The following is an 18,600-nucleotide window of genomic DNA, read 5'->3' as shown; positions in this document are numbered from 1 at the left end:
CCGGGTTTGCGGTTACAGCACGCGGCAGAACACCGCCTTGAGGTAACGCGATTCCTGCACGTGGGCCATGAACGGATGATCAGGACCGGCGCCGGAGACCTTGAGGATCTGGATGGTGCGGCCGGAATAGAACGCCGCACGTCGCAGCATGTCCAGGAACTGGTCTTCGGCCACCAGGCCGGTGCACGAGAAGGTGGCGAACAGGCCACCCGGCTTGACCACGCCGAGCGCCAGCTTGTTCATGTCCAGGTACTTCTTCAGCGCGCTGATGACCTGGTCGCGGTCACGGGTCATCTTCGCCGGGTCCAGGATCACCACGTCGTACTGCTCGCCGCGGTTGGCCGCGTCGCGCAGCCACGGGAAGATGTCGGACTGCACGAACTTGGGCCGCAAGTTGTTGAGCTTGGCGTTGCCCTTGGCGATCTGGATCACGTCCTCGTCGATGTCGATGCCCACCACTTCACTGGCGCCGCGTGCGGCGGCGTACACCGCGAAACCGCCGGTGTTGCAGCACAGGTCGAGCACGGTCTTGCCTTCGACCTGCTGGCTCAGCCACTGGCGGTTGTCGCGCTGGTCGGCGAAGAAGCCGGTCTTGTGCGCGCCGGCCGGGTCGGCACGGAACTTCACGCCGTACTCGGTGATCACCGAGGCCTCGGTGGTGGTGTTGCCATGGAAATCGAAGCTTTCCTGCTTCTGCACGTGTTCGTCGGCGAAGCTGTGGAAGCGGCACCCCGGGAACTGTTCGCTCAGCGCCTCGTAGATCCATTCGCGGTGACGGAACATGCCGGCGGCGAAGAATTCCACCACCACCAGGTCGCCGTAACGGTCCACCACCAGCCCGGACAGGCCGTCGCCTTCGCTGTGCACCACGCGCCACGCATCGCTGACCGCATCCAGCTTCAGCACGTCACGGCGCAGTTCCACCGCCTGGGCGATCTTGCGCGAGAACCAGCCGGCGTCGACCGGCACGCGCTCGTCGGTTTCCAGGATGCGCACGGCGATGCGCGAATGCCCGTTGTAGAAGCCCCGCCCGATGAAGTCCCCTTCCACGCCGAAGACATCCACGATGGTGCCGGGCTTGGGTCGGACGGCCGGTTTTTCGACCAGTTTCTGGAAGATCCACGGGTGGCTGGAACGCCAGGCATTCTTGAGACGGACTGAGGGGGCAGAGGTATTCATCGGGCTATTGTAATCGCTGCGGTAGCGAGGGCCGCAGGCCCCGGTCGTGACGGCCGCTGTCCGACAACTGGAAATGGCGCGACTGACGGCCCGTGGCCGTCACGACCCGGTGATTGACGCGGCGTCGGGATGCCCGCAGAATCGGCCCCAGAAGGGGAGTAGCTCCCAACGTTGTCGCCGTCAATTCGAGCCCGCAGGCTCCGGTGCAACGGCAGTCCCACCACATCGGGGCTGCGAGCGAGACCTTCGCCGTACCGGCGAAGCTCTGTCCCTGGATCCCCCTCCCGATCCTCCGTTGCAGATCCTCGCCGTCCGGCTTGAGGCTTTTTTCTTTTTCCCAACGGACAAACCCATGCAGACGATCGGTAATTTGTGGTTATGGCTCGGCTTCGGCGCGGTGGTGATCATCGCGCTGCTGGTCGATCTGGTGTTGATGCGCCACGGCGGCCCGCACAAGGTCACCTTCAAGGAGGCCCTGTGGTGGTCGATCGGCTGGGTGCTGCTCGCCCTGGCCTTCAACGGTGGCCTCTGGTACTACCTGAACGAGACCGCCGGACAGGTGGTGGCCAACAAGGTCGGCCTGGAGTTCCTCACCGGCTATCTGGTCGAAAAGGCGCTGGCGGTCGACAACATCTTTGTCTTCCTGATGATCATGGGCTACTTCGCGGTGCCTGAGGAACAGCGGCAGAAGGTGCTGATCATCGGCATCCTGGGCGCAATCGTGCTGCGAACGATCATGATCTTCGCCGGCAGCGTGCTGATCACCAAGTTCCATTGGCTGCTTTACGTGTTTGGTGCCTTCCTGCTGTTCACCGGCTGGAAGATGTGGTTCTCGGCCGGTCAGGAGCCGGACCTGGAGACCAACCCGGCGCTGCGCTGGATGCGCAAGCACCTGCGCCTGCTGCCGGACTACGCCGGTAATGCGATGAGCGTCATGCGCGATGGCAAGCGCTGGTACACCCCGCTGTTCGCGGTGCTGATCCTGATCGCGGTGACCGACGTGATCTTCGCGGTGGACAGCATTCCGGCCATCTTCGCCATCACTACCGACCCGTTCATCGTGCTGACCTCGAACGTGTTCGCAGTGCTGGGCCTGCGCGCGATGTTCTTCCTGCTGGCCGGCATGGCTGATCGCTTCCACCTGCTGCCGTACGGTCTGGCGCTGGTGCTGGGCTTCATCGGCATCAAGATGATGATCATCGACCTGTTCAAGATCCCGACCCCGATCTCGCTGGGCGTGGTCGCGGTGATCATCGCCATCACCGTGGTGCTGAGCCTGAAGATCCCGCCGAAGCACGACAAGGCCTGATCGATCGCGTTACCGGCCCTGCGGGGCCGGCAGCGCGCGCTGCAGCAACGGGTCGGCCGGGATTGTCCCGCCGGCCCGTTCTATTTTCCCACCCCGCCGGGGTTGGTTTCGCCCCCGCCACCGCCATTGCTTGGATATGAACGCCAACGCACCCGTGCCCGCCGGCGCCGACCCGGCCCCACCCCCCGACCGCCTGCGCATCCTGCGTGCCTTCAACCTGAGCCTCGGCGCGGTGGTGCTGCTGGTCGCGGTGTTCGCGCTGCAGGACTACTTCGACTGGCGGCCATGGGCCGTGGCACCGTTGGAAGTGGCCGGGCTGCTGGGCCTGCTCGGTGCGCCGCTGCTGCATGGATCGGTGGAACACATCGCCGCCAACAGCGTGGCTCTGCTGATCCTCGGCACGCTGGCGGGCAGCGTCTATCCGAAGGCGACCCTGCGCGCGCTGCCGCTGCTGTGGATCGGCTCCGGCGTCGGCGCCTGGCTGCTGGGCGACCCGGGCAGCCGTCACCTCGGTGCCAGTGGCGTCACCCACGGCCTGATGTTCCTGCTGGCCAGCCTGGGCCTGCTGCGCCGCGACCGCGCCGCCATCGCCACCGGGCTGATCGGCATGCTGTTCTACGGCGGCATGTTGATGACCGTGCTGCCGCATACCCCGGGGGTGTCCTGGCAGTCGCACATGGGCGGCGCATTTGCCGGCATCATCGCCGCGCTGCTGTTCCGCAACAGCGACCCGATGGCAGCCCGCCCACGCTACAGCTGGGAAGACGAAGAAGATGCCATCGAAGCGCTGCCCGACGACGAGCTGGAGCCGCCCTCGCCGCGCCAGGTGCCGGTGCTGTGGCAGCCACGCGAAGGCCACGACTACGTGGTGCTGCCGTTCCGGCGTCCTGGCCAGGATGACGCACCGCGCTGATCTCCGGACGGCCTTTGCTGGTGGGTGACGACCGCGGGCTGCTTCTGGTGGGTGACGACCGTTGGTCGTCACGCTCCTCCACTTTCAAATTTCCGTCATAGACGCGGCTTGACCGCCTTGTCCACCATGTACCGGCTGGAGCCCACAGGCCCAGCCGGGTTTGGCGTCCCGTTTCTATTGACCTGGAGCGCCGGCACGCCAACCCGCACCGTCCGCCACCGCGCTGCATGCACGTGGCCAGCTGCGAGGAAACACCGCATGGGAGCCTTCCCGCCCTTTGGCACATCGATCGAGGCCATGCTGCTGTATCTGGTGATTGGCGGCCTGCTGCTGGTCGTGGGCCTGCTGGTGTTGCATATCGCGTCGCGCGATCCCGTGGCCAGTCGCTGCTGCCGATGTGGCGACCCGCATCGCTGTCCATTGCGCCGCGGCCGCGGCTCCAGCCTGTCTGCCGGCAAGTAGCGGCTCAGCGACCGTCGACGGCCTTGCGCCCCAGCGCCGGATCATCAGTGAAGAACGCATCGATGCCGGTGGCGAGGTAGGCGCGCATTTCAGCGATGGAGCCATCAGGGTTGCGTGCGTTGGCGTCACCGCTGCGCAGGTTGGCGGCGATGAAAAGATTCTCCGGGCGGAAGGTATAGGGAACCACCATCAATCCCGCCGCATGCGCATCTCGTACCAGCGTGGTCGGCTCACCCAGGGCACCCTTGGCGTCCAGCGGAATGATCGAACGCAGCTCCGGCCCGATGCCGTCAGCGTAGGTCGCGATGTCCGCCAGACCGGCAGGCGTCAGCATCCGTGCATAGGTCAGCGCGCCGCCCGCCCTGGCCACATCGGCCGGCTTGGCGTCGCCCTTCCAGGTCAGCTGCAGCAGGCGGATGTTGCTGGCGCGGCCGATCTTGCCGCGCAGGTAGCGCAGGTTGGCGGTCTCGAAGGACTGCAGCGTCACCGGACCCACCTTGGTATACGGGTTGGCCTGCAGCGCGGCCAGCACTTTGTCTTCCATCGGCAGGCCGATGGACTGGAAGTAGCTGGGGTGCTTGATCTCCGGTACCAGCCCGATGCCCCGGTTGGCACGGCCGGCCTGCTGCACCAGGAAGGCCAGGATTTCATCGAAGCTGGCAATGCGGAACTGCCCGTCGAAGGCGGTGCTGCGCTGCTGCGGCAAGCGTTCGCGAGCGTAGAGCGTCTTCAGTTCGGCCAGGGTGAAGTCTTCGGTGAACCAGCCCTCGACCTGTTCACCGTCGATGGTCCTGGTGGTCCGGCGATCGGCGAACTCCTCGCGGGAAGCGACGTCGGTGGTCCCGCCGATCTCGTTCTCGTGGCGGGCCACCAGCTGCCCGTCCTTGGTCATCACCAGGTCCGGCTCGATGTAATCGGCGCCATCGGTGATGGCCTGTGCATAGGCCGCCAAGGTGTGTTCGGGCAGCAGCGCACTGGCCCCGCGGTGGGCATAGACCGAGGCCTTGCCCGGTGCAGCTGATGAAGATTCGGCGCTCATGGCCAACGATGGTGCCACGGCCAGCGACAACAGCACTGCACAACCCCACGACTTCACGGACTATCCCCTTGGTGGATGACGAATGCGGCGAGTATGCGTCTGCAATATGACAGGGGGAGGTAGCTCGGTCACCCGGCCCGGGTCGGGTCGTCTGCAAGCTCTTTCTCGAGCTGTTCGATGCTGGGCAGGCTTGTCTGCAGCGGTTCGGGCAGCGGTCCCAGCACCCTGTACTCGGCAACCCCCATCGGTTGCACGTTCTCACTCAAGGCGTACTCCGCCATGACTTTATTGCGCTCCTTGCACAACAGCAATCCGAGGGTTGGTCAGTTGGTGATACCACGGTAATTGTGCAAGCAGCTCTTGCACAAATGCCGGGTCCGGCCAGGCGTCGGCGAAGGCACGCATGTACTTGAGGTTTCGCGGCGAGAAGCCCTTTGCGTGGGGGTGACCAGCGCGATGGGGGGTTGTGTCATGGCAGTCTTCCGGCAGTCACACCGGCGTGTGCTGCGAGGAAGGGTCGGACCATGCGTTTATCTTCAACTGATCATTGTTGTTACTGAAGATTGCGGACGAATTCCCGTCGTCCGCTTGTCGTCGGATGTCGTTGTGCCATTGCAAGGCAGCCGACTGAAGTCGGCTCTACCAGGCGGCTCCCACCCTACTTGCCGATGCAGAAACTGGAGAAGATCCGGCCGAGCAGGTCATCGGCGCTCATCGCACCGGTGATCTCGCCCAGCGCCTCGTGCGCCAGCCGCAGTTCTTCGGCGGCCAGTTCCAGGTGCTCGTGCGCCAGCTCGCCGTCGGCCTGCAGTGCATGTTCCTGCGCGCGCTCGATGGCGTCGACGTGCCGGGTGCGCGCGGAGAACTCGCCGTCCACCTGTTCGCCCGCACCGGCGCTGGCGATCGAACGCAGGCGCGCATGCAGGCCGTCCAGGCCGGCACCTGTCGCGGCTGACACGAACACCCGGTCCGGATCATCGCTGCCCTGCCCCGTGCCGGCCGGCAGCAGGTCGGATTTGTTGTGGATGTAGACCTTGTGCGGCACGTCCAGCACCGACGCGCCGATCGCTGCTTCGCCGGCGGCGGGATCGCGCGCATCCAGCACGATCAGCGCAAGATCCGTGCGCTCCATCTCCACCCGCGCACGACGCATGCCTTCGCGTTCAATCGCATCACCGCCATCGCGCAGGCCGGCGGTATCCACCAGGGTCAGCTCCAGGCCGTCCAGGCGGATGGTCTCGCGAAGGGTGTCGCGGGTGGTGCCGGCGATGTCGGTGACGATCGCCCGCTCGCTGCCGGCCAGCGCGTTGAGCAACGAACTCTTGCCGGCATTCGGCGGGCCGACCAGCACCGCATGCAGGCCATCGCGCAGGCGGCGGCCGCGTTCGGCATCGCGGCGAAGCAGCGCCAAGGTTTCACGTGCCTGCAGCAGGCCACGCCGCACCTGCTCACCGCCCAGCGTATCCAGCGGTTCGTCGGCGAAATCGATGGCGGCCTCGACGTGGATGCGCAACCTGACCAGTTGTTCGGCCACCTCGTCGACGCGGCGCGAGAACACCCCGTCCAATGAGCGGCGTGCAGCGCGTGCGGCGCGGTGGTCACCGGCGGCGATCAGGTCGGCGATTGCCTCGGCCTGGGCAAGGTCCAATTTTCCATTCAGAAATGCGCGTTCGCTGAACTCGCCCGGTCGCGCCTGACGCGCACCGAGTGCGATGCAACGCGCAACCAACTGCTGCAGCACCACCGGGCTGCCATGTCCCTGCAGTTCCACCACTTCTTCGCCGGTGAAGCTGTTCGGTGCCGGGAACCACAGCACGATGCCATCGTCGATCACCTCATTGTGCGCATCGCGCAGGCGCGCGTAGTGCGCGTGGCGCGGCCGCAGCATCGGTGCGCCGAGCAGGTGGGCGATGGTCGCCGAGCGCGGCCCGGAAAGGCGCAGCATGCCCACGCCGCCGGCACCGGCAGCGGTGGCGATGGCAACGATGGTGTCGGTTGCAGTGGTATCCATGGCGTGCATTGTGCGGCGTTGCTTCGCGGGGAGCCAGAAGCAGGAAACCCGCCTTTCGGCGGGTTCCTGTGTGGCTTACTTCTTGGTGGCGATGGCCGGGACCGGATCGCCGCCATGGCGCTTGGTCATCCACCACTGCTGCAGCAGGCCCAGGCCGCCGTTGACTACCCAGTACAGCACCAGGCCGGACGGCATGAAGGCCATCATGACGCCGAACACGATCGGCATCATCTGCATCATCTTCTGCTGCATCGGGTCCATGCCCGGTGCCGGGGTCAGCTTCTGCGTGGCCCACATCACCGCCACGTTGATCACCGGCAGGATGAAGTACGGATCGCGCGCGGTCAGGTCCTGGATCCAGCCCAGCCACGGCGCCTGGCGCAGTTCGACCGACTCCACCAGCACCCAGTACAGGGCGAAGAAGATCGGCATCTGGATGAGGATCGGCAGGCAGCCGCCCATCGGATTGATCTTTTCCTTCTTGTACAGCTCCATCATCGCGGTCTGGAACTTCTGGCGGTCATCGCCATAGCGTTCCTTCAGCTGCGCGATGCGCGGCTGGAAGCGACGCATCTTCGCACCACTCTTGTACTGCACCGCCGACAGCGGATACAGCACCATCTTCAGCAGCACCACCAGGCCGACGATCGCCCAGCCCCAGTTGTTGACCAGCTTGTGCACCTGGTTCAACACCCAGAACAGACCCTGGCCGATCACCGCCATCAGCGAGAAGCGGCTGTAGTCGACCACGCGGTCCAGGCCCTTCACGTCTTCCTTGGCGATCAGGTTGACCAGCTTCGGGCCCACCCACAGGCGGGCTTCGCTGCTGACCTGCTGGCCGGGGGCGACAGTGAACGCCGGGCCACGCGCTTCGATCTGGTCACGACCGTTGTTCTGCGACAGCACGTAGTGCGCGACCTGGTCGGACTGCGGGATCCACGCGGTGAAGAAGTGGTGCTGCAGCATCGCCAGCCAGCCGCCGGTGATGTTCTTGTTCAGCGCACCGTCGTCCATGTAATCAGCGAAGGCACGACGCTCGTAGCCGCCTTCGGTGCTGAACCAGGTGGCGCCGTTGAAGCTGAAGGAATCCGGGTTGGTCATGCTGCGCGACAGGATGGTCGGGCTGCGGTCCAGCGTGCGGTAGACGAAGCCGTTCCACGGCGCCGTGCCCTGGTTGCGGACCACATCCTTGACCTTGATCGCGTACTCGTTGCGCGACAGGGTCAGGGTGCGGTCGATCACCACGCCGTTCGGGCCATTCCAGACGAACGGGATCTGCAGTTCCTTCTGGCCGTCGGCCAGCACGAACTCGCGCTGGTCACCGACCAGCTTGAAGCCATCGGCGCCCGGGACCGGCACGCTCTTGTCTTCGCTGGCCCAGCCGCTGATCGCGCTGTACGGATGCGCGGCGTCTTCGGTCAGCAGGCGCACCGGCGGGCTGTTGTCGGCCTTGGTCTGCGGGAACTGCAGCAGCTCGGCGTCCAGCACACGGCCGCCATCAAGCACCAGGCGCAGCACGTCGGTGGTGACGGTCACGCGCTGAGCGGCGGGGGTAGCGGTCGCCTGGGCGGTGGTCGCCGCCGCAGTGGCGCCGGGTACCTGTGCACCGGGCACGCCGCCGGGCGTGGCGCCGGGGACGGCCTGGGTGGCAGCAGCCACGGCGGTGGTGGTCTGCGTGACCGGCGGTGCGGCCTTTTCGCGGCCCCACTCCATCCACAACAGCACGGCCACCATCAGCCAGGCAAAGATAAGGAAAATACGGGTCTGGTTCATCAGCGGACAGGCTCTGCGGTGCCGGGGCGTGGTGCCGGCTCGTTCGAAGAAGGCGATGCGACGCCGTCGGAAGGCGGCATTGTGCCGTCCACGACCGGGGCGGGCAATGCTCCAAGGCGTCGCAACAGGCGCAGGAAGGCCTGGCGGATCTCATCGTTGCTGGCGGCACGCGCAGCACTACGTGCCACGACGACAATGTCGCCCGGCAGCAGGTCAGCGCGGCAATGTCGCAAGGCGTCGCGCAGGACGCGCTTGATCCGGTTACGCCCTACGGCGTGCGGATCCACCTTGCGTGAAACGGCCAGACCCATCCTGGCCGGCCGGTCTTCTGGCAGCCAGTGAAGGGTCATCAGCGGTTCGGACACCCGGCGGGCGCCGTTGAAGACCGTAGAATATTCGGCACGCGTGCGAACCCGCGCAGAGCGAGGGAATCGCTTGCGCGGGTCAGCAGTACTCACTATCGGAAGGATTGCGTCTGCCGCGGAGAGCGGCATGGCAATCAGGCGCTCAGGACTTTGCGGCCCTTGGCGCGGCGACGCGACAGGATCTTGCGGCCGTCAGCGGTCTTCATACGGGCACGGAAACCGTGGTCGCGCTTACGCTTGAGGTTGCTGGGCTGGAAAGTGCGCTTGGTGGCCATGTTGGGCCTCTCGTATGAAATGGACGGAAAGAACCGGAAATTCTAGAGGTACATACCCCCTCGCGTCAAGTCCTTGTGACTACGCGATTTCATGGGGCTGTGCAATAGCTGTGGATGATTTTGTGAATAACTGTGGGACAACCATTCCAGAGGCCGCCCGGCGATGGTAGTCTGAGTCATCCTTTTCCCCCTTTCCGGCCTGTCGGGACGGTGCTTTCAAGCGCCTGACCACCGGCCCAAGATGATTATTGCCGATGGATGCCTGGTCCCGTTGTCTGGAACGCCTTGAAGCGGAGTTCCCGCCTGAAGACGTTCACACCTGGCTGAAGCCGCTGCAGGCTGATCTGCGCGCTGACGCCTTGATCCTCTTCGCCCCCAATGCCTTCATCGTCGACCAGGTGCGCTCGCTGTACCTGCCGAGGATCCGCGAACTGCTGACCCACTTCGCCGGTTTTGGCGACGTTTTTCTTGAAATCGGCTCGCGTCCGCGCCCCATGGAGACGCAGATCGCGTCGAATCCGGGGCTGTTCAGCGGTGGTGCCTCGCCGGCGCTGCCGCCGGCTGCCAGCGCGCCGGTGGTGCCGTTCGCCGGCAACATGGATTCGCACTACACCTTCGCCAACTTCGTCGAAGGGCGCAGCAACCAGCTGGGCCTGGCGGCGGCGTTCCAGGCCGCGCAGCGTCCGGGTGACCGTGCGCACAATCCGCTGCTGCTGTACGGCGGCACCGGGCTGGGCAAGACCCACCTGATGTTCGCGGCCGGCAACGCAATGCGCGAAGCCAACCCGCATGCCAAGGTGCTCTACCTGCGTTCGGAACAGTTCTTCAGCGCGATGATCAGGGCCCTGCAGGAAAAGACCATGGATCAGTTCAAGCGCCAGTTCCAGCAGGTCGACGCGCTGTTGATCGATGACATCCAGTTCTTCGCCGGCAAGGACCGCACGCAGGAAGAGTTCTTCCACACCTTCAATGCGCTGTTCGACGGCAAGCAGCAGATCATCCTGACCTGCGACCGGTATCCGCGCGAAGTCGAAGGCCTGGAAGCGCGCCTGAAGTCGCGACTTGCCTGGGGCCTGTCGGTTGCCATCGAGCCGCCGGACTTCGAGACCCGCGCCGCCATCGTGCTGGCCAAGGCACGCGAGCGTGGCGCTGAGATCCCCGACGATGTGGCGTTCCTGATTGCCAAGAAGATGCGCTCCAACGTGCGCGACCTCGAGGGCGCGCTGAATACCCTGACCGCGCGGGCCAATTTCACTGGCCGCGCGATCACCACGGAGTTCGCCCAGGAAACCCTGCGCGATCTGCTTCGGGCCCAGCAGCAGGCCATCAGCATTCCCAACATCCAAAAAACCGTTGCCGACTATTACGGCCTGCAGATCAAGGATCTGCTGTCCAAGCGTCGGACCCGGTCGCTGGCCCGTCCACGCCAGGTCGCGATGGCCCTGACCAAGGAACTGACCGAGCACAGCCTGCCCGAGATCGGCGACGCCTTCGCTGGGCGGGACCACACCACGGTGCTGCATGGCTGCCGCCAGATCCGGACGTTGATGGAAACCGACGGCAAGCTGCGGGAAGACTGGGACAAGCTCATTCGCAAGCTGAGCGAATGATGCACCCACGCCGTTGAGGCGTCATCGCACAAAACGGTGCAGAATCCGGGGGCAAGCACGGGGCATGTTGTGGATAAAAAAGGCGTTCCAGATCCAGGGAATTCCATCCACAGCTTTCCCCCCCCTTTGAAGGGCGGTATTCCATAGGGTTTCGAGGCATTAAAACCCTTTGTATTCAAATACTTGAGTGTGTTTTCCCTGAATTCTGGCTCTACCATCACCACCAAGCTTTTGATTTATTCCATATTTTTTAAAGCATAGGGGCACGGAACCACATGCGTTTCACACTGCAGCGCGAAGCCTTTCTCAAGCCGTTGGCGCAAGTCGTCAATGTGGTCGAACGCCGCCAGACCTTGCCGGTTCTGGCCAACTTCCTCGTACAGGTGCAGGACGGGCAGCTTTCGCTGACCGGTACCGACCTGGAAGTGGAAATGGTGTCGCGGATCGCAGTTGAAGACGCCGAAAACGGCGAAACCACCATTCCCGCCCGCAAGCTCTTCGAGATCATCCGCGCCCTGCCCGATGGCAGCCGGATCACCGTCTCGCAGACCGGTGACAAGATCACCGTGCAGGCCGGGCGCAGCCGTTTCACCCTGGCAACCCTGCCGGCCAACGACTTCCCGTCGGTGGATGAAGTGGAAGCCACCGAGCGCGTTTCCATCGGTGAGGCCACCCTGAAGGAACTGATCGAACGCACCGCGTTCGCCATGGCCCAGCAGGACGTGCGCTACTACCTCAACGGCCTGCTGTTCGACCTTCGCGGCGATACGCTGCGCACCGTTGCCACTGATGGGCACCGCCTGGCGCTGTGCGAAACCGATCTGGCCAAGCCCAGCGGTTCCAAGCGCCAGATCATCGTGCCGCGCAAAGGCGTCACCGAGCTGCAGCGTCTGCTGGAAAGCGGTGATCGTGAGATCGAGCTGGAAGTCGGCCGCAGCCACGTGCGGGTCAAGCGCGATGATGTGACCTTTACCTCGAAGCTGATCGATGGTCGTTTTCCGGACTACGAGGCCGTGATTCCGATCGGTGCCGACCGTGAGGTCAAGGTGGATCGTGAAGCGTTGCGTGCCTCGCTGCAACGTGCGGCGATCTTGTCCAACGAGAAGTACCGCGGCATCCGCGTGGAAGTCTCGCCGGGCAACCTGAAGATCAGCGCGCACAACCCGGAACAGGAAGAAGCCCAGGAAGAGATCGAGGCCGAGACCACCGTCAGCGACCTCGCTATCGGCTTCAACGTGAACTACGTGCTGGATGCGCTTTCGGCACTGCGCGATGAGTTCGTCATCGTGCAGCTGCGCGATTCGAACTCCTCGGCGCTGGTGCGTGAAGCGAGCAGCGAAAAGTCGCGTCACGTGGTGATGCCGCTGCGTCTCTGACGCTCGGTTCCACGTGGAACAGGAGACGCCCGACTTGTTCGGGCGTTTTTTTTGTTCCACGTGGAGCATCGTCCTTGGAATCGGTCGCCGGGCATGAGACGTTCAACCGTTCAGCCGTCTGATTCGACGCAGAGGCCAATTAGCGCCGGTCGGCCGCCGGCAAGAGATCCGGATTTCTCAGTAACTCTGCTGCGTCATTGCCGCTTGCTTCGCCCTGCACTGTGGGCGCTATCCACACCCCTCCCGGGCCTGCTCGGGGAGGCTGCCAAGCTTTTAAATCTGGGTATAAATCTAAAGCATGGTGGTGATGGTAGGGCCAGATTTCATGTATAACTAGGCTATCTATATGATTTGAAAGCTTTTATTGGCCTCGAAACCCCCCCTCAAATCGGGGGTCGGGCTGGGGGAATACCTGTGGATAGATTTCAGGCCTACTTCAACTTCCTTTTTTATCCACAGATTGCCCAGTGGTTGTGTATAAGTCATCCAGAGGGTTTTCCGGCCTGCTTCGGGAATGCCCCTGATTCTTTGAAATCTGAGACGGGCCGTGGGCTGGGGCCCGGCAGAATTCAAGGATTTCGGCGCCACCACGTGGAACCGTCTCGGGGACCTGCCTGGATTTCTTGAAATCTGGTGAGCGTCGCGGCCTCAGACCCGTAGAATGCAGCCCACTTCGGCCTCCACAGAGCGCGCCTTGGCCTCACTCCGCCGTCTGAGGGGTGCACTTGACCGATGCAGTAAGCTGGTAGATCGCTCAACTTTCCGCACCGTCGGTTCCGGCCGCGTCCCTCCATGCAGATCCGCCGTCTTTCCCTACACCAGATCCGTCGATTCGACACGGCAGAACTGTTGCCGCAGCCCGGCATCAACCTGTTGACCGGCGAAAACGGCGCCGGGAAGACCAGCGTGCTGGAAGCCCTGCACCTGATGGCCTATGGGCGCAGCTTCCGCGGCCGCGTTCGCGACGGTTTGATCCGCCAGGGACAGGAATCGCTGGAAATCTTCGTGGAATGGGACGAATCGAATGCCGAGGGCAGCGAAATACGCCGCCGTGCCGGTCTTCGTCACTCCGGGCAGGACTGGAAAGGCCGTCTGGACGGTGAAGATGTGGCGCAGCTGGGAAATCTGTGCGCGGCCTTGGCTGTGGTGACCTTTGAACCCGGCAGCCACGCCTTGGTCAGCGGCGGGGGCGAACCCCGTCGCCGATTCCTGGATTGGGGGTTGTTCCACGTGGAACCGGACTTCCTTTCCCTGTGGCGACGCTATTCGCGGGCCCTGAAGCAGCGCAATGCCCTGCTCAAGCAAGGCGGCTCGCCGCGGATGCTGGACACCTGGGACCACGAGCTGTCCGAAGCCGGCGAACCCTTGACCAGCCGCCGTCTGCATTACCTGGAGCGGCTACAGGTGCGGGCCGTGGAACTTGCCGCCGCCCTCGCCCCCCAGCTGGACGTCCAGTGGCTGACGCTCAGCCCCGGCTGGCGGCGGCACGAGGTTTCGCTGGCCGATGCGCTGCTGCTCGCACGCGAACGTGACCGGCAGGCTGGCTATACCTCGGTTGGCCCGCACCGCGCGGACTGGAGCGTCGCCTTTGGGAGCATCCCCGGACGAGATGCGCTGTCCCGCGGGCAAGCAAAGCTCACCGCCCTCACCTGCCTGCTGGCGCAGGCCGAAGACTATGCGGTCGAGCGCGGGCATTGGCCAGTGATCGCGCTGGATGATCTGGGGTCGGAACTGGATCGCAACCATCAAGGCCGGGTACTGGACCGCCTGCTGGCAGGCCCGGCGCAGATATTCATCACCGCCACCGAGACCCCCGTGCCGCTGCTGGACCGCACCGATATCGCGCGGTTCCACGTGGAACATGGCCATGTCACGGGTGTGCCATAGTGGTCCCCGGGGTACACCTGCCCGGCTGGTATAATTCAGGTTGGAACACCCCCCCTTTCTCGGCGCGCCATTCGTTGGCGCCCGACCTGCGGAGCCTACGGCGAGCGCAATGACTGACGAACAGAACACCCCTGCAAACAGTGGCACCTACGACGCCAACAGCATTACGGCGCTGGAAGGCCTGGAGGCCGTCCGCAAGCGCCCCGGCATGTACATCGGCGATGTCCACGACGGCACCGGCCTGCACCACATGGTGTTCGAAGTCGTCGACAACTCGATCGATGAGGCGCTCGCGGGCCATGCCGACCATGTTTCGGTGACGATCCATGCAGACGGCTCGGTCGGCGTGTCGGATAACGGGCGTGGTATCCCGACCGGCAAGCATGAGCAGATGAGCAGGAAGCTGGATCGCGAAGTCTCGGCAGCCGAGGTCGTGATGACGGTCCTGCACGCCGGCGGCAAGTTCGACGACAACAGCTACAAAGTGTCCGGCGGCCTGCACGGTGTGGGCGTCAGCGTGGTCAACGCGCTGTCGCAGAAGCTGACCCTGGATATCTACCAGGGCGGTTTCCACTACCACCAGGAATATGCCGACGGCGCCGCCGTGATGCCGCTGCAGCAGGTTGAAGCCAGCACCAAGCGCGGTACCACGCTGCGATTCTGGCCCTCGACCAAGGCATTCCACGACAACGTCGAGTTCCACTACGACATCCTGGCCCGTCGCCTGCGCGAACTCTCGTTCCTGAACTCCGGCGTCAAGATCGTCCTGATCGACCAGCGCGGAGAAGGTCGTCGCGATGATTTCCACTACGAAGGCGGCATCGCCAGCTTCGTGGAGCATCTGGCCCAGCTGAAAACCCCCCTGCACCCGCACGTGATCTCGGTCGTGGGCGAACACAGCGGCATCACCGTGGAAGTGGCGCTGCAGTGGACCGATTCCTACCAGGAAACGATGTACTGCTTCACCAACAATATTCCGCAGAAGGATGGTGGCACCCATCTGGCCGGGTTCCGCGGCGCGCTGACGCGCGTGCTCAACAACTACATCGAACAGAACGGTATCGCCAAGCAGGCCAAGATCAACCTGACCGGCGATGACATGCGCGAAGGCATGATCGCGGTGCTGTCGGTCAAGGTGCCCGATCCGAGCTTCTCCAGCCAGACCAAGGAAAAGCTGGTCAGCTCGGACGTCCGTCCGGCGGTGGAAAACGCGTTCGGCCAGCGTCTGGAAGCGTTCCTGCAGGAAAACCCGAACGAAGCCAAGGCCATCGCCGGCAAGATCGTCGACGCCGCGCGTGCGCGCGAAGCCGCGCGCAAGGCCCGCGACCTGACCCGCCGCAAGGGCGCGCTGGACATCGCCGGCCTGCCGGGCAAGCTCGCCGACTGCCAGGAGAAGGATCCGGCACTGTCCGAACTGTTCATCGTCGAGGGTGACTCGGCAGGTGGCTCGGCCAAGCAGGGTCGCAACCGCAAGAACCAGGCCGTGCTGCCGCTGCGCGGCAAGATCCTCAACGTGGAACGCGCTCGCTTCGACCGCATGCTGGCCTCCGACCAGGTCGGCACGCTGATCACCGCGCTGGGCACGGGCATCGGCCGGGACGAGTACAACCCGGACAAGCTGCGTTACCACAAGATCATCATCATGACCGACGCCGACGTCGACGGCGCGCACATCCGTACGCTGCTGTTGACGTTCTTCTACCGTCAGATGCCTGAGTTGATCGAACGCGGCTATGTCTATATCGGCCTGCCGCCGCTGTACAAGATCAAGCAGGGCAAGACCGAGCTGTACCTGAAAGACGACCCGGCACTGGACAGTTACCTGGCCAGCAGCGCGGTGGAAAATGCCGCGCTGGTGCCCGCTGCCGGCGAACCGCCGATCGACGGCGTCCATCTGGAAAAACTGCTGCTGAGCTATGCCGGCGCACTCGAAGCGATTTCGCGCAACGCGCACCGCTACGATCGCCAGCTGCTGGAATCGCTCGTCGATTTCATTCCGATGGACCTGGAGCACCTGCGCAACGCACCGGCCGGTGAAGGCCTGGATGCACTGGCTGCCCGCCTCAACCAGGGCAGCCTGGGTTCGGCGCGCTTCAGCCTGGAACTGCAGGAACCAAACGACCAGCGTCCGGCAGCCGTGCTGGTGACCCGTCGCCACATGGGCGAAGAGCACATCCAGGTGCTGCCGCTTGCCGCGTTCGACGGCGGCGAACTGCGCGCGCTTTACCAGGCGGCCAACCTGCTGCATGGCCTGGTCCGCGAAGGTGCCACCATCAATCGCGGTGCCAAATCGATCGAAGTGACCAGCTTTGCCCAGGCACAGGCGTGGTTGCTCGAGGAAGCCAAACGCGGCCGCCAGATCCAGCGCTTCAAGGGCCTGGGCGAAATGAATCCCGAGCAGCTGTGGGACACCACGGTCAACCCGGATACCCGTCGCCTGCTGCAGGTACGCATCGAAGATGCGGTTGCTGCGGACCAGATCTTCAGCACCCTGATGGGTGACGTGGTTGAACCGCGTCGCGACTTCATCGAAGACAACGCGCTGAAAGTCGCCAATCTGGATATCTGACACAATCGAAGGTTGCCGGTGCCCGGATCAACGTGGCGCCGGCGTATCTCCTTCTGCTGCAGGATGCGCATGTCGACAGTCACCCCGGTACCACCGCCGCCGCTTCCCGGCGCCTCCGCGCCCCAACCGCGTGCCGCCGGCTCACCGGTGGCCGGCTTCCTGATCGACCTGGGACTGGCGGCGCTCATCCTGTTCGGGCTGAGCCTGCTTGCCGGACTGCTGTGGGGCGCGGTGCAGGGCATGCTGGTCGGTGCGGAACTGGCCGCCAACGGTGCGCCAGCGCCGAGTCCGGACACCATCGCCACGCAGCTCGGCCAACCCGGCGCGCTGGCACAGATCCTGATGGCCCTGTTCGCCACCGGCGGCGCAGCGCTGGTCCTGTACTTCTGGCGTCGTCGCGCCACGCCCGCCGAACGTGAAACCTCCAAGCGCGCTCTGGGCCGGCCGTCCACCTGGGGTTGGACCCTGTGGGTGGCGGCACTGGTCATCATCGGCAGCAACGGCATCGGCTTTCTCGCCAAGCGGGCCGGCATCGAGCCGGTACCGACCAACCTCGAGTTGATGAGCAGCGCAGCAGCGCAGTTCCCGGTGTTCCTGGCGTTGTTCGCCGTGGTGCTGGCACCGGCGTACGAGGAACTGTTGTTCCGCCGCGTGTTGTTCGGCCGTCTATGGCAGGCCGGAAAGCCGTGGCTCGGCGTGCTTCTAAGCAGCCTTGCGTTCGCACTGGTCCATGAGATTCCCGGCACCAGCGGCAACGGGCCGGCTGAAATCGCGCAACTGTGGCTCATCTACGGCGGCATGGGTGCCGCATTCTGCTGGCTGTACCAGCGCACCGGCACGCTATGGGCACCGATCGGTGCGCATGCCTTGAACAACGCAGTTGCAATGACGTTGTTGATGGTTTTCGGCGCGACCTGAAAACGTGCCGCAATCCACAGCGCATGCGCGACATGCGCTGACTGGATTGACGAAAACTTAAGCCGTTTGAGTGGACACTCCCTGTATGAACACGGGGATCCGATCCATGAAACGACTGCTGCTGGCTTTTACGATTACCGCCTTGCTGAGCGCATGCGCCACGACCACCTCGCCCACCGGGCGCCGCCAGGTCGTCGGCGGGGTTTCGCAGGCCCAGCTGGACCAGTTGGGCGCACAAGCCTTCGCTGAAACCAAGCAGAAGGAAAAGATCAGCACCGACGCCAGGCAGATCGCCTACGTGCAATGCGTGGTCAATGCCCTGGTCGCACAACTGCCCTCGCAGTACCAGGGCGTGCGTTGGGAAACGGCGGTGTTCGCAGACAGCGAACCCAACGCCTTCGCATTGCCGGGCGGCAAGGTCGGGGTGAACTCGGGCATCTTCACCGTGGCCAAGAACCAGGACCAGCTGGCGGCCGTCATCGGCCATGAAATCGGCCACGTCATCGCGCGCCACCATGAAGAGCGCATTACCCGGCAGATGGGAGCGCAGACCGGCTTGTCGGTGGTTGGCGCCCTGGCCGGTGCGGCCTACGGCGAAACGGCGGCCAGCGCGGTGAACCAGTTCGGCGGCATGGGAGCACAGACGCTGTTCCTGCTGCCCGGTTCGCGTACCCAGGAAAGCGAAGCTGACGTGGTTGGCCAGAAACTGATGGCCGAGGCTGGATTCGATCCCGCCCAGGCGGTGAACCTGTGGCAGAACATGATGGCCGCCAGCGGTGGCCGCAGCCCGCAATGGCTGTCTACCCATCCGGATCCGGCCAATCGGATCCGCGAACTTCAGCGCGATGCACCCGGCCTGCAAGGCGTGTTCCAACAAGCGCAGGCGGCAGGACGTAAACCACGCTGTAGCTGAA

General features: G+C 64.3%; 17 protein-coding genes. 9 read left to right on the top strand and 8 right to left on the bottom strand.

From position 1 onward, the window contains the following. Positions 1-12 precede the first annotated feature (12 nt). The gene (locus tag H9654_RS04070) at positions 13-1,179 is read right to left on the bottom strand and encodes a class I SAM-dependent rRNA methyltransferase (RefSeq protein WP_191769227.1); all 1,167 of its coding nucleotides are present in this window, start codon (positions 1,177-1,179) and stop codon (positions 13-15) included. Positions 1,180-1,531: 352 nt separating this feature from the next. On the opposite strand from H9654_RS04070, the gene H9654_RS04065 reads away from it, so the two are divergent. The 3 genes from H9654_RS04065 (at position 1,532) to H9654_RS04055 (ending at position 3,863) form a co-directional block, all read left to right on the top strand. Next, the gene (locus tag H9654_RS04065; protein WP_191769225.1) at positions 1,532-2,488 is read left to right on the top strand and encodes a TerC family protein; all 957 of its coding nucleotides are present in this window, start codon (positions 1,532-1,534) and stop codon (positions 2,486-2,488) included. A 136-nt stretch (positions 2,489-2,624) separates the two neighbouring features. Further along, complete coding sequence (locus tag H9654_RS04060; protein WP_191769223.1) at positions 2,625-3,401, top strand: rhomboid family intramembrane serine protease; 777 nt, start codon at positions 2,625-2,627, stop codon at positions 3,399-3,401. Positions 3,402-3,698: 297 nt separating this feature from the next. Then, complete coding sequence (locus tag H9654_RS04055) at positions 3,699-3,863, top strand: hypothetical protein (RefSeq protein ID WP_225211858.1); 165 nt, start codon at positions 3,699-3,701, stop codon at positions 3,861-3,863. A gap of 4 nt (positions 3,864-3,867) precedes the next feature. Here H9654_RS04055 and H9654_RS04050 read toward each other — a convergent pair whose 3' ends face one another. The 7 genes from H9654_RS04050 to rpmH all read right to left on the bottom strand — a co-directional run bounded on the left by H9654_RS04050 (position 3,868) and on the right by rpmH (position 9,326). Then, positions 3,868-4,959, bottom strand: a complete 1,092-nt coding sequence (locus tag H9654_RS04050) for a glycerophosphodiester phosphodiesterase (RefSeq protein ID WP_191769219.1) — start codon at positions 4,957-4,959, stop codon at positions 3,868-3,870. Positions 4,960-5,030: 71 nt separating this feature from the next. Continuing rightward, entirely contained in the window at positions 5,031-5,213 is a 183-nt protein-coding gene (locus H9654_RS17755) for a hypothetical protein (RefSeq protein ID WP_406833452.1), read from the bottom strand. Next, entirely contained in the window at positions 5,188-5,391 is a 204-nt protein-coding gene (locus tag H9654_RS17970; protein ID WP_225211871.1) for a DUF1016 N-terminal domain-containing protein, read from the bottom strand. Before H9654_RS17970 ends, H9654_RS17755 begins: the two co-directional genes overlap by 26 nt. A gap of 169 nt (positions 5,392-5,560) precedes the next feature. Further along, positions 5,561-6,922, bottom strand: a complete 1,362-nt coding sequence (gene mnmE / locus H9654_RS04040) for a tRNA uridine-5-carboxymethylaminomethyl(34) synthesis GTPase MnmE (RefSeq protein ID WP_406833451.1) — start codon at positions 6,920-6,922, stop codon at positions 5,561-5,563. 66 nt (positions 6,923-6,988) lie between these two features. After that, the gene (gene yidC / locus H9654_RS04035; protein ID WP_191769215.1) at positions 6,989-8,686 is read right to left on the bottom strand and encodes a membrane protein insertase YidC; all 1,698 of its coding nucleotides are present in this window, start codon (positions 8,684-8,686) and stop codon (positions 6,989-6,991) included. Continuing rightward, positions 8,686-9,180: a ribonuclease P protein component gene (gene rnpA / locus H9654_RS04030; protein WP_083492029.1), complete on the bottom strand. Its 495-nt coding sequence runs from the start codon at positions 9,178-9,180 to the stop codon at positions 8,686-8,688. Before rnpA ends, yidC begins: the two co-directional genes overlap by 1 nt. Positions 9,181-9,185: 5 nt before the next feature. Then, positions 9,186-9,326 (bottom strand): 50S ribosomal protein L34, encoded by a 141-nt coding sequence (gene rpmH, locus H9654_RS04025; protein ID WP_006404565.1) that lies wholly within the window; start codon positions 9,324-9,326, stop codon positions 9,186-9,188. Positions 9,327-9,580: 254 nt separating this feature from the next. Here rpmH and dnaA point away from each other — a divergent pair, with 254 nt between their 5' ends. From dnaA to H9654_RS03995, 6 genes are all read left to right on the top strand, one after another. Then, positions 9,581-10,936 carry a chromosomal replication initiator protein DnaA gene (gene dnaA, locus H9654_RS04020; protein WP_042612144.1) on the top strand — a complete coding sequence of 452 codons (1,356 nt, stop codon included), beginning with the start codon at positions 9,581-9,583 and terminating at the stop codon, positions 10,934-10,936. 275 nt (positions 10,937-11,211) lie between these two features. Continuing rightward, a complete protein-coding gene (gene dnaN, locus H9654_RS04015) occupies positions 11,212-12,312 on the top strand; it encodes a DNA polymerase III subunit beta (RefSeq protein ID WP_191769213.1) in 1,101 nt (366 codons plus the stop codon). Positions 12,313-13,104: 792 nt separating this feature from the next. Then, positions 13,105-14,199 (top strand): DNA replication/repair protein RecF, encoded by a 1,095-nt coding sequence (gene recF / locus H9654_RS04010; RefSeq protein ID WP_191769211.1) that lies wholly within the window; start codon positions 13,105-13,107, stop codon positions 14,197-14,199. A 109-nt stretch (positions 14,200-14,308) separates the two neighbouring features. Next, positions 14,309-16,768: a DNA topoisomerase (ATP-hydrolyzing) subunit B gene (gene gyrB, locus H9654_RS04005; RefSeq protein ID WP_182656596.1), complete on the top strand. Its 2,460-nt coding sequence runs from the start codon at positions 14,309-14,311 to the stop codon at positions 16,766-16,768. Between the two features lie 69 nt (positions 16,769-16,837). Further along, entirely contained in the window at positions 16,838-17,686 is an 849-nt protein-coding gene (locus tag H9654_RS04000) for a CPBP family intramembrane glutamic endopeptidase (RefSeq protein WP_191769209.1), read from the top strand. Between the two features lie 106 nt (positions 17,687-17,792). Continuing rightward, positions 17,793-18,599 (top strand): M48 family metallopeptidase, encoded by an 807-nt coding sequence (locus H9654_RS03995; protein ID WP_191769207.1) that lies wholly within the window; start codon positions 17,793-17,795, stop codon positions 18,597-18,599. The last annotated feature ends 1 nt before the right edge of the window (position 18,600 follow it).

This window comes from Stenotrophomonas lacuserhaii (genome assembly GCF_014836545.1).
Lineage (GTDB): Bacteria > Pseudomonadota > Gammaproteobacteria > Xanthomonadales > Xanthomonadaceae > Stenotrophomonas > Stenotrophomonas lacuserhaii.
This window is presented reverse-complemented; position numbering and strand designations above follow the sequence as displayed.

What these genes read in the sequence shown, in the direction of transcription:
- H9654_RS04070 (WP_191769227.1), bottom strand. Translation starts at nt 1,179, where the DNA reads ATGAATACCTCTGCCCCCTCAGTCCGTCTCAAGAATGCCTGGCGTTCC.
- H9654_RS04065 (WP_191769225.1), top strand. Translation starts at nt 1,532, where the DNA reads ATGCAGACGATCGGTAATTTGTGGTTATGGCTCGGCTTCGGCGCGGTG.
- H9654_RS04060 (WP_191769223.1), top strand. Translation starts at nt 2,625, where the DNA reads ATGAACGCCAACGCACCCGTGCCCGCCGGCGCCGACCCGGCCCCACCC.
- H9654_RS04055 (WP_225211858.1), top strand. Translation starts at nt 3,699, where the DNA reads ATGCTGCTGTATCTGGTGATTGGCGGCCTGCTGCTGGTCGTGGGCCTG.
- mnmE (WP_406833451.1), bottom strand. Translation starts at nt 6,922, where the DNA reads ATGCACGCCATGGATACCACTGCAACCGACACCATCGTTGCCATCGCC.
- yidC (WP_191769215.1), bottom strand. Translation starts at nt 8,686, where the DNA reads ATGAACCAGACCCGTATTTTCCTTATCTTTGCCTGGCTGATGGTGGCC.
- rnpA (WP_083492029.1), bottom strand. Translation starts at nt 9,180, where the DNA reads ATGCCGCTCTCCGCGGCAGACGCAATCCTTCCGATAGTGAGTACTGCT.
- rpmH (WP_006404565.1), bottom strand. Translation starts at nt 9,326, where the DNA reads ATGGCCACCAAGCGCACTTTCCAGCCCAGCAACCTCAAGCGTAAGCGC.
- dnaA (WP_042612144.1), top strand. Translation starts at nt 9,581, where the DNA reads ATGGATGCCTGGTCCCGTTGTCTGGAACGCCTTGAAGCGGAGTTCCCG.
- dnaN (WP_191769213.1), top strand. Translation starts at nt 11,212, where the DNA reads ATGCGTTTCACACTGCAGCGCGAAGCCTTTCTCAAGCCGTTGGCGCAA.
- recF (WP_191769211.1), top strand. Translation starts at nt 13,105, where the DNA reads ATGCAGATCCGCCGTCTTTCCCTACACCAGATCCGTCGATTCGACACG.
- gyrB (WP_182656596.1), top strand. Translation starts at nt 14,309, where the DNA reads ATGACTGACGAACAGAACACCCCTGCAAACAGTGGCACCTACGACGCC.
- H9654_RS04000 (WP_191769209.1), top strand. Translation starts at nt 16,838, where the DNA reads ATGTCGACAGTCACCCCGGTACCACCGCCGCCGCTTCCCGGCGCCTCC.
- H9654_RS03995 (WP_191769207.1), top strand. Translation starts at nt 17,793, where the DNA reads ATGAAACGACTGCTGCTGGCTTTTACGATTACCGCCTTGCTGAGCGCA.